Annotated in this window: 7 protein-coding genes; all 7 read left to right on the forward strand. The window is 70.8% G+C overall.

The genetic code is table 11. The annotated features are described in order from the left end of the window. Window positions 1–144 precede the first annotated feature (144 nt). Window positions 145–1134, forward strand: coding sequence for an agmatinase (gene speB / locus I8N67_RS26150; RefSeq protein ID WP_200306176.1), 990 nt, complete (start codon window positions 145–147; stop codon window positions 1132–1134). After that, entirely contained in the window at window positions 1131–2819 is a 1689-nt protein-coding gene (locus I8N67_RS26155; RefSeq protein WP_200306177.1) for a thiamine pyrophosphate-binding protein, read from the forward strand. Before speB ends, I8N67_RS26155 begins: the two co-directional genes overlap by 4 nt. Window positions 2820–3024: 205 nt before the next feature. Further along, window positions 3025–3741 carry a TetR/AcrR family transcriptional regulator gene (locus I8N67_RS26160; protein ID WP_200306179.1) on the forward strand — a complete coding sequence of 239 codons (717 nt, stop codon included), beginning with the start codon at window positions 3025–3027 and terminating at the stop codon, window positions 3739–3741. 999 nt (window positions 3742–4740) lie between these two features. Beyond that, the gene (locus I8N67_RS26165) at window positions 4741–5961 is read left to right on the forward strand and encodes an acyl-CoA dehydrogenase family protein (RefSeq protein WP_200306181.1); all 1221 of its coding nucleotides are present in this window, start codon (window positions 4741–4743) and stop codon (window positions 5959–5961) included. Window positions 5962–5998: 37 nt separating this feature from the next. Further along, on the forward strand, window positions 5999–6574 hold the full coding sequence (locus tag I8N67_RS26170; protein ID WP_200306182.1) for a flavin reductase family protein: 576 nt from the start codon (window positions 5999–6001) through the stop codon (window positions 6572–6574). Window positions 6575–6626: 52 nt separating this feature from the next. After that, window positions 6627–7502 (forward strand): nuclear transport factor 2 family protein, encoded by an 876-nt coding sequence (locus tag I8N67_RS26175; RefSeq protein ID WP_200306184.1) that lies wholly within the window; start codon window positions 6627–6629, stop codon window positions 7500–7502. A gap of 50 nt (window positions 7503–7552) precedes the next feature. Continuing rightward, window positions 7553–8131 carry an NADPH-dependent FMN reductase gene (locus I8N67_RS26180; RefSeq protein WP_200306186.1) on the forward strand — a complete coding sequence of 193 codons (579 nt, stop codon included), beginning with the start codon at window positions 7553–7555 and terminating at the stop codon, window positions 8129–8131. The last annotated feature ends 1 nt before the right edge of the window (window position 8132 follow it).

The following is an 8132-nucleotide window of genomic DNA, read 5'->3' on the forward strand; positions in this document are numbered from 1 at the left end:
CGCCTGGCGGGAGCGGCTGGCCGGACGGGCACCCGAACCCGTGTCCGAGCCGGTCTCGGCTCACGAGTAGAGTCATCCCCAGTAGTACATAACAGCGCATAACGATGCATGCGCGACGAAGCGTATGCAGGAAGCAGGCAGTTCATGAGCAGCAACGAGACGCCCCGCGGCCCCGTCGACTCCTCCCGCATACCCAGGTACGCCGGCCCCGCGACCTTCGCCCGGCTGCCCCGCCTGGACGAGGTGGGCCGCACGGACGTCGCGGTCGTGGGCGTGCCGTTCGACTCGGGTGTCTCGTACCGGCCGGGTGCCCGCTTCGGCGGCAACGCGATCCGTGAGGCGTCCCGGCTGCTGCGCCCCTACAACCCGGCGCAGGACGCCTCGCCCTTCGCCCTCGCCCAGGTCGCGGACGCCGGTGACATCGCGGCCAACCCGTTCGACATCAACGAGGCCGTGGAGACGGTCGAGGCGGCGGCCGACGAGCTGCTGGGCACCGGGGCGAGGCTGATGACCCTGGGCGGTGACCACACCATCGCGCTTCCGCTGCTGCGGTCCGTCGCCAAGAGGCACGGTCCGGTCGCGCTGCTGCACTTCGACGCGCACCTCGACACCTGGGACACGTACTTCGGTGCCGAGTACACGCACGGCACCCCGTTCCGGCGGGCGGTGGAGGAGGGCATCCTCGACACCTCGGCCCTGTCCCACGTGGGCACGCGCGGCCCGCTGTACGGCAGGCAGGACCTCACCGACGACGAGAAGATGGGCTTCGGGATCGTCACGTCGGCGGATGTGATGCGGCGCGGCGTGGACGAGATCGCCGACCAGCTGCGGCAGCGCGTCGGCGACCGGCCGCTGTACATCTCCATCGACATCGACTGCCTCGACCCGGCCCACGCGCCCGGCACGGGGACACCGGAGGCCGGCGGCATGACCTCGCGGGAGCTGCTGGAGATCCTGCGGGGCCTGGCCTCCTGCAACCTGGTATCGGCCGACGTCGTCGAGGTGGCGCCCGCGTACGATCACGCCGAGATCACCGCGGTGGCCGCGTCGCACACGGCGTACGAGCTCACCACGATCATGTCCCGCCAGATCGCGCGGGAAAAGCAGGAGAAGCAGGAGAAGGCAGCGAAGTGACCCACGACCACGACCTGGTACTCCGCCCGACGGCCGCTCAGGCGGAGGCCGCGCTGAACCCTCCCCCCGGCCGCACCGGCGGAGACCTGGTCGTGGAGACGCTGGCGGCACTCGGCGCGACGACGGTCTTCGGCCTCCCCGGCCAGCACGCGCTCGGCGTGTTCGACGCGCTGCGCCGCTCCGACCTGCGGTACATCGGCCTGCGGGTGGAGAACAACGCGGGTTTCGCGGCGGACGCGTACGGCCGCATCACGGGCGAGGCGGCCCCGCTACTCCTCTCGACCGGGCCGGGCGCGCTGACATCGCTGGCCGCGCTCCAGGAGGCGGCGGCGGCCTCGGCCCCCGTCCTCGCCGTCAGCAGCCAGATCCCGGCGGCCGGGCTGGGCGGCGGCCGCCACGGGTACTTGCACGAGTTGCCGGACCAGTCTTCTTCGTTCAGGGGCGTGGTGAAGTCGGTCCACACGGTCCGTACGCAGTCCCAGATCCCGTCCGCGATCGAGGCGGCCTGGAAGTCGGCGCTGACCGCCCCACACGGGCCGGTGTGGGTGGAGATCCCGCAGGACGTACTGCTGGCACAGACCTCGATCCCGGTGGTGACGGGCGGCGACGCCTTCCCGGAGGAACTGCCGCCGCGCCCTGAACTGACGGCGGTGGCGGCCCACTTGCTGTCGTCCGCGGCCCGTCCGGCGATCATCGCGGGCGGGGGAGTCGTCCGGGCTGACGCGTCCGGCAAGCTGCGGCAGCTGGCGGAGGCGTTGCAGGCGCCGGTGGTCACGACTCCGGGCGGCAAGGGCGCGTTCCCGTGGAAGCATCCGCTGTCGTTGCAGTCCTGGATCGAGGACCGCCACACGACGGACTTCCTGGAGGACGCGGACGTACTGCTGGTCGTCGGCTCGGGCCTCGGCGAACTCTCCTCCAACTACCACACGTTCAAGCCGCGCGGCCGGGTGATCCAGGTCGAGGCGGACCTCGGCAAGCTGGAGTCGAACCATCCGGCGCTGGGCATCCACGCGGACGCGCGCCTCGCCCTGCAGGCGCTCCTTGAGACGGTGTCCGAGCGGGCGGACGCGACGGCCCCCGAGCGGGTCCGCGAGGTGCTCGCGAAGGTCGCCGCGCGCATCGCCGCGCAGGAACTCACCCTGGAACAGGAGGTGTTGGCGTCCGTGCGGGCCGCCCTCCCCGCCGCCTCCCCCTCCTTCTGGGACATGACCATTCTGGCCTACTGGGCCTGGTCGGCCTTCGATGCCAAGGGCCCCAACCGCCTGCACTCCGCCCAGGGCGCGGGCGGCCTCGGCTACGCCTTCCCCGCCGCCCTCGGCGCGGCGGTGGCCGACCCGACCCACCCGGTCCTCGCCGTCTCCGGCGACGGCGGCGCGCTCTACTCGATCGCCGAGCTGGCCACCGCCCGGCAGTACGACCTCAATGTCACCTGGCTCATCGTCGACGACGGCGGGTACGGGATCCTGCGCGAGTACATGACGGACGCGTTCGGGTCGGCGACCGGAACGGAGTTGGCTTCGCCGGACTTCGTGGGGTTGGCGGAGGCGTTCGGGGTACCGGCGGTGCGGACCTCGCCCGCGGCGCTGGCGGACGACCTGGTGAAGTCGCTTGCCACGCCCGGGCCTTCGGTGGTGGTGCTGCCGGTGGTGCTGCGGATGTTCGCGGCCACGCATCCGGGGGACTGAGGGTTCGGGTTCGGCCGCGGGTCCGGTGGGGGCTGGTCGCGCGGTTCCCGCGCCCCTTGGAGGGCGGCCAGGAGTTCGGTGCTGTTGGGGGGCCGACTGGACTGTGCCGTTCAGTGCGGCTAGACCGTACGGTAGGGTCCAGTCTGTCGTCAAGACGAGGAACCATGGGGCTTCGAACGCCGCTGCCCCGACGAGGAGCGAGAAGATGCCTGGACAGGAACGCCCCCACACCGAGACGGCCCCGCAGGGCAGGCGGGGCAAGCGGGGCAAAATCCTCGACGCGGCCGTCGAGCTGTTTCTCGGCCGGGGCTTCGACCAGACCTCGATGGACGCGGTGGCGGAGCAGGCCGGTGTGTCGAAGACGACCGTCTACGCCCACTTCGGCGACAAGGTCGCACTGTTCGGCGCAGTCATCGAACGTGGGGGCGCGTCCCTCGACTTCGACCTGGACCAGACGATGTTCTCCTCCGTCGACGACCCCGGAGAGAGGCTCGCGCACATCGTCACCAAGCTTCTTGAGGCGACGACCGCCCCGGACTCCCTGGCCTTCCTTCGCGTCCTGACCACCGAGACCGCCCGTCGGCCCGAACTCATAGAGGCGGTCAGTTCTCTCGGGGTCCCGCACGTCGTCGATGTCACGGCCGCGACGCTCCGCGAGGACGCGCTCCGGCACGGATACACGCTGCCCGACCCTGACGCCTACGCCTCACTCTTCGTACGCATGGCGGCAGCCGGCCCGCAGATGGACGCGCTCCTGGCCCCGGGCTCCGCCGCCGATTCCGCGCGTCATGAGGCGCAGGCCCGCTGGGTGACATCCCTCTTCCTGCGGGCCCTGCGCACCCGCGGTGCCGACGCCCTGCCGGCCGTTCCCGACGCCCTGCACGGCCACGTCTTCCCCTGGCTGTCGGGCAACGGGGCCTGAGCAGGCGGACATCACCTCGGCACGCGACAGCGACAGCGGCCGCAGCCGGGGCCGCGACGGCCGCACCCGAGCACTCGGCGAATCAGTCGCCTTTCCCCCACCGTCCGATCCCTCCTCTTCGGTCGGCGATGGCGCGGCGGGCCTCGACTCCCTCGGCCGGGGTGAGGGCCATGGCCCGGTCCGGGTCGCTGACGGCGTGCGGCGCGTCCGCCGCCTTGTTGTGGTTGTGGTTGTGGTTGTGGTCGTGGCCGTCGGTGTGCGGGGCGGTGGACCACGTCTACTTCCACGACTCCTCCGGGCGCCGTCCGAACGACTCCCCCGGCGCCGAGACCAAGCCGGGACCCCGGCCGGCCGATGAGGCGCAGGACCGCGGGCCTGCGGGACGGGCACCGGAAACCGTGTCCGCCGTCAGCGGTGACGGCCGCTGGCGAGTCCTGCTCAACCCCGGCCCGGACGGCCTGAGCACGGTGGTCACCCTGCCGTTCGGAACTGCCGACGGCGCCACCTCGAAGCTGCTTTCGCTGAACGCCGCACTGCTCGCCGTCACGATCGTCGGCCTGCTCGCCCTGGGCCGGTGGGTGGTCAGGCCGGGGCTGATGCCACTCACCGGAACGGAACGGACCGCCCGGGACGCCACCGCGGGCCGACTCGACCTGCGATCGCCCGACCCGGACCCGCGTACCGAGACGCCCTGCCGGCCCGAGAGGCATCCAAGGCCCGGCTGCGCCGGTTGGTCGGGCAAAGGGCACGCCAGAGCTGGGCCGGAAAGACGACCGGCGCGCTGCTCGCCGCCAGCGGCAGGTAGGTCGTCCGCCGGGCGGGCGTCCCTCGACCGTCATCTCGCTCTCCTCGGGCCCGCTGACTCCGCGGATACCCACGCCGCTTGGCCTGTTGACCCAGGGGTGGCCCTGTCGTACAGTCGCATTGAACTGAACAGTGCAGTTCAGTTTGTGATCCGGTCGCGATGGCGGCGACCCGAATCCCTGAAGGAGCAGCCTGATGAGTGAGAAGGATGCGTCTCGTTCCGCCGTTGCGCGCGGCCTTGTGCCGCTGCTGCGCCGCAATGCCCTCGAAGGAGAGGAGATCGGCGCGCTGACACCGGAGACACTCCAGGCGCTGCACGAGGCCGGCATGTTCAAGATCATGCTTCCGCCCGAGGTCGGAGGGGACGCCCTCGGTGCGCGCGACACCGTCGAGGTCGTCTCGGCGGTGGCGGAGGGGGACGGATCGGCCGCATGGACCGTGTTCGTGACGGGCGGCATCCGCATGCTGCTCAACTTTCCCGAGCAGACCGTCGAGGAGGTGTTCAAGGAGGTCGACACCTGGGTCGGTCCGTTGGCCGTGGGTGCCTCGGTGTTCTCCCCCGTCGTGGGGGCGGCCCGAGCCGTGGAAGGAGGCTTCCTGGTCAGCGGCAAGTGGGCCTTCGGCAGCGGGTGCAGGCATGCCGCCTGGGCGGTCGTCGGCGTGGGATACGAGGACGCGAACGGGAACCCCCGCCGCGGGATGGCACTCCTGGGGCGCGAGCAGTACACGATCCTGGACGACTGGAAGGTCATGGGCCTGAAGGGCACGTCGAGCAACTCGATCGCCGTCGAGGAAGAGGTCTTCGTCCCCGAGCACCGAGTCCTCGACATGGCCGATCTCCCCGCGACCATGGAACGCGTCCGCGAGCGCTACTCGGGCCTCGCATTCCGCAAGGGGATGCGGGCGCTGATGATCACCACCTGTCTCAGCAACGTGGCGGTCGCCCTCGGCATGGCCCGCGGCACCCTGGACTGTTTCGTCGAGCAGGCCAGGGTGCGCAAGCCGTTCAACCTGCCCTACCCCACGGTGGCGGACATGCAGTCCACCCAGGTGTCCGCCGGCACGGCGCGAGCGGTGATCAACGCAGCCGAAGCCGTGATCCTCCGGCACGCGGACGAGGTGGACCGTCGGGCGCTGGCGGGGGAGGACTTCACGGCGGCGGAGGAGTCCGAGATCACCATGGACCTCGTCTACGCCGTCCGGCTGTGCGCGGAGGCCATGGACCGAATGCAGCACGCCCTCGGCTCCTCCACGGTGAGCCTGAAGAACCCGATCCAGCGCTTCGTGCGCGACGTACGCGTGCTGGCGACCCACGGCGCCATCCGGTTCGACCCGATGGCGGAGATCAGCGGCCGCGAGGTCCTCGGGCTGGAGCCCTTGTCCATGTTCGGCGGCGGCCTGCCTCAGGTCGGCTGAGTGCGGTCGCGGCCGCCAACAGGAGAGAGGTGACCCGATGGTGAACCGGGAGCGCGGTGAGGGTGTGCGGCGCGGTGATGTCCAGGGCCTTGAACGTCGGCCGGAGCCGACGACGGCCCTCGACGAGCAGACCCTGCGGGAGGCGTTCGGCTGCTTCCCCAGCGGGGTGATCGCGATAGGTGGGATGGACGGCGGCGACCCGGTGGGCATGGCCGTGAGTTCCTTCACATCGGTGTCGCTGGCACCCCCGCTGGTCTCGGTCTGCATGCGGACCTCGTCGCGCACCTGGCCCAGGCTGAGGGGACTGCCCCAGCTGGGACTGAGCGTGCTGGGCGAAGGCCAGGACACTGTGTGCCGTGCGCTGGCGGGCAGCGAGGAGGACCGTTTCGCGGGGGTGCCCTGGGAGGCGAACGAGCAGGGCGCGGTGTTCGTCCACGGCGCGATCACGTGGTTCGACTGCACGCTGCGCGCCGAAGTGCCCGCCGGCGACCACGCCATCGCGCTGCTGGAGGTCGGCCGTCTGTGGAGGGCTCCCGCGGCCGACCCCTTGATTTTCCACGGCAGCCGGTTCCGGCGCCTGGACAGCGGCGAACGGTCGGCGGTGCCGGCCTGAAGCGGGCCCGCCGGTCGTCCGAGCCATTACCACAACGAGAGTGAGCGTTCCCATGTCCCCTGTACCCACGCCCGCGACCGTCGCCAGTAAGCGGCTGGTGCTCGAATTCCTCACCACTGTCATCGACGCTCGCAACGCCGACGCCGTCCCCGACTACGTCGCCCCCGAGCTGATTCAGCACGGCGCCGACATCCCGGACGGTGTCCAGGCGTACGCCGACAACCTGCGGGCCCGCTTCCGGCGTGAGGCCGAGGCCGAGGGACCGGACGGCGTCCGTCAGCGGCGGGAGCCGGTCTTCACCATTGCCGAGAACGACCTGGTCAGCGTCTGCCGTTACCTGCCGCAGCCCGATCCGGACGTACCCGGATCCACCTTCGACTACTACACGTTCACCACCTACCGAGTCCGGGACGGGCGGATCACGGAGCGTTGGCCCTCCGTCAACAAAGTCGCCCTGCCGCAGCCGCCGGCACTGGACACGCCGTCGCGCGCGGTCGTCGTGTCGACGCCTCCTGGCAACGACACGGAGGCGAACAAACGCCTGGTGACCGACCTCTACCGCTGCGTCTTCGACGCGCAGAATCCCGACGCCGTCAAGGACTTCGTCACAGAGGACTACCACCAGTTCGTCGCCCACTACCCGACCGGCCGTGCCGGACTGGAGAAGTTCGTTCGCAACGTGTTCCCCGACGGCCCCGTGCCGACGCCGGCCGAGCCGCTCAACCCGCCGGTGCTGCTCGTCGCCGAGGGCGACATCGTCGTATGCGCCGGGCTGGTGCCCCAGCCCGACCCCGACGGCGGGACATACCCGTACTACATCTACGACGCCTTCCGCATCCGGGAGGGGCTGCTGTCCGAGCACTGGAGCGGCGTCACCAAGGCGGCTCCGCCCCAGCACCCCGGCCCGCCCCCGCAGGACCACAGCTGACCACGGCTGCGCCTTCTCACCCGCTCTCACCCACAAGAAAGGCTTCGTACATGCCCAAGCTGCATGTCGTGGTCGGCAGTACCCGTCCCGGCCGTCTGGCGCTGCCCGTCGCACAGTGGGCGGCGCAGGCCGCCGAACAGCACGGCGGATTCGACGTCGAACTCGTCGACCTGGCCGAGTTCGGGCTTCCGCTTCTCGACGAACCGGCGCATCCGCGCTCCGGGCAGTACGCCCATGAGCACACGCGTGCCTGGAGCGCCACGGTCGACGAGGCGGACGCCTTCGTCTTCGTGACGCCCGAGTACAACTACGGCCCTCCCGCCGCACTGCTGAACGCGATCTCCTACCTTCACCGGGAGTGGCTGTACAAGCCGGCCGCGTTCGTCAGTTACGGCGGTGTGGCGGCCGGCCTGCGCTCGGTGCAGGTGCTCAAGCAGATCGTGACGACGCTGAAGGTGATGCCGATCCCGGAGGGCGTCGCCATCCCCTTCGTGTTCCAGCTCATCCAGGACGGCGGCTTGCGGCCCACCCCGCCGCTGGAGGCGGCTGCCACGGAGATGCTCGACGAACTGCTGCGCTGGACCGAGCCGCTGCAGATCCTGCGCAAGGGCATCGTGCCCGCGCAGTAGT

It is taken from the genome of Streptomyces adelaidensis, assembly GCF_016598475.1.
GTDB classification, from domain to species: domain Bacteria; phylum Actinomycetota; class Actinomycetes; order Streptomycetales; family Streptomycetaceae; genus Streptomyces; species Streptomyces adelaidensis.